At 63.3% G+C, this 2137-nt stretch carries 3 protein-coding genes; 2 read left to right on the forward strand and 1 reads right to left on the reverse strand.

The genetic code is table 11. From position 1 onward, the window contains the following. On the reverse strand, nucleotides 1–199 hold a 199-nt coding region (locus O9255_RS15200), incomplete at its 3' end, for a plasmid pRiA4b ORF-3 family protein (protein WP_297867710.1). Nucleotides 200–508: 309 nt separating this feature from the next. Here O9255_RS15200 and O9255_RS15205 point away from each other — a divergent pair. After that, nucleotides 509–1117, forward strand: coding sequence for a type IV toxin-antitoxin system AbiEi family antitoxin domain-containing protein (locus O9255_RS15205; RefSeq protein ID WP_297867711.1), 609 nt, complete (start codon nucleotides 509–511; stop codon nucleotides 1115–1117). Continuing rightward, nucleotides 1114–1977 carry a nucleotidyl transferase AbiEii/AbiGii toxin family protein gene (locus tag O9255_RS15210; RefSeq protein WP_297867712.1) on the forward strand — a complete coding sequence of 288 codons (864 nt, stop codon included), beginning with the start codon at nucleotides 1114–1116 and terminating at the stop codon, nucleotides 1975–1977. The genes O9255_RS15205 and O9255_RS15210 overlap by 4 nt, the downstream gene beginning before the upstream one ends. Nucleotides 1978–2137: the final 160 nt, after the last annotated feature.

A 2137-nucleotide genomic window follows, 5' to 3' on the forward strand; every position in this document is an offset into this window, starting at 1 on the left:
CGGGACGGAACTCGTGAAGATGGGTGTCGTTCCAGGCAAAGGCGCTCTGGATGGCCACATGCAGATCCCAGAACGTGCAGTCGCCGGGCACCTGCAAGCGGCGCCAGATCATCGGCTCGATGTGCTGGAGTTCGATGCGGATCTGCAGGACGGGCTTCTCCACCGCAGCGCCTTTACTCACTTCGCCGGCTGCGGCCATCGATCGCTGTCCCAGATCTGTCCCAGATTCGTCCCAGAGGGAAATGGCGCGCCTGGAGGGATTTGGCTTCGGAAGCCTTGAAAGTTCAACGATGGCAATACGTTGCAGTATGCCTAGGTCGATCTAACACGCGCTCTGGAGCCTCCGAAGCGGAGGGCATTCCTCGACGCCAATGCCCTTTGGACTCGATTCACACCCTTCGGCGAGCGGCCTAACGGCCCATCAAGGTGAGTAACGGCGGTGTTCCCGAGTGCAGAACTGTTGTTACAAACTCGCCATCTTTATTGACATTGATATCGAATATGTAACATGCTCGCGAGCATGAAATTCCATGCTCCCGCCCGACAGCTGCTGGAGAAGCAGGGCAGCGCCCGCGCCCGCGATCTGCGCGCGGCCGGGCTGGAAGCGGCCCAGATTTCCCGGCTTGTCCAGCGCGGCGAGCTGATTCAGCTGGCTCGGGGGCTCTATGCCCTCGCGCGGCGCCGCCCTTCGCAGGACGAAGCCCTGGTCGTGGTGGCACAACGCAAGCCGGAGAGCTTCTTCTGCCTGCTGACCGCGCTGCGATTCCATAACCTCACCACTCAAGCGCCTGGGGCGGTATGGCTGGGACTGGGTCCCGGGCAACACGCGCCCAAGCTCGACTGGCCATCCCTTCGCGTGGTGCGCTACTCCGGTGCGGGACTCACCGCAGGAATCGAAACACACGTCCGAGACGGCATACCGCTTCGGGTGACCAGCGTCGCGAGGACGGTCGTCGATTGCTTCAAGTTCCGCAACAAGATCGGTCTCGATGTCGCGCTAGAGGCACTGGCGCAAGCGCGCCGCGAACGCCGCGCCAGCAACGACGCGATCTGGCAGCTGGCGACGGCGCTGCGGATGGCGAACGTCATGCGGCCGTACCTGGAGGCCGTGTCGTGAGTGCGCCAACGTCCGCTCGCATCGACTCAATCCGGCAGCGTCTGCTCAATATCGCAAGGCAGAAAGGGGAGGAGTTCCAACTCACGCTGGATCGCTACGCCGTCGAGCGCCTCCTGTACCGCCTGTCGATATCGCCCTATCGCGATGACTTCGTCCTGAAGGGCGCCCTGCTCTTCCGCCACTGGTTGGACCAATCGCATCGGCCCACACGCGATGCGGACTTTCTCGGATTCGGGACGCCGGATCCGCTGCGGATCGCCACCGTGGTCCGGGCGCTCTGCGAGGCCGACGTTGATGACGGGCTGATCTTCGACCTCTCAGGGATGAGCGTCGACGCAATCCGCGAAACCGCTCGCTATGACGGACTTCGCGTCCAACTCAAGGCACGGCTCGGCACCGCGACCTGCGTCATCCAGTGGGATATCGGATTCGGGGATGCCATCACACCCGAGCCGGAGGAAGTGCGGTTCGACACGATGCTGGAAGATGTTCCTTCTCCCGTACTTCGGATCTACCCGCGCGAAACCGCCTTCGCTGAAAAGCTGGAGGCCATCGTGGTTCTCGGCATGACCAACAGCCGAATGAAGGACTACTTCGACCTGCTGAGCCTCATCCGCGAGGCGCGGATGGATCCGACGTCACTCGCCCATGCCATCACAGCAACCTTCGAGCGACGAGCGACACCGCTACCGGAGAAACTTCCGATCGGACTGACCGCAGCATTCGCTCTCGACAAGACGAAGCGTGTGCAGTGGCGAGCCTTCCTCGATCGGAGTCGACTCGAGGCCCCGGCACTGGAGGAGACCGTCGCAGAGATTGCGGCGGTCGTCAGCCGTGTTCTCGGAGAGACGCAGCGCTGAAGGCGAGCCGCCAGCGCAAGCGGCGAGGTCAGCGTCGCTGAGAGGCGATGTACGCCAGCAGCCGCTTCAGCCGCGGCGCCGGATTGGCGAACTTGACCTTCTGCTCGTCGAACGCCTCGGGGTCGAAACGACCGCGCCGCCCCTTCTGGCCGCTCGCCCA

Source organism: Silanimonas sp., assembly GCF_027530345.1.
Classification (GTDB): Bacteria; Pseudomonadota; Gammaproteobacteria; order Xanthomonadales; family Xanthomonadaceae; genus Silanimonas.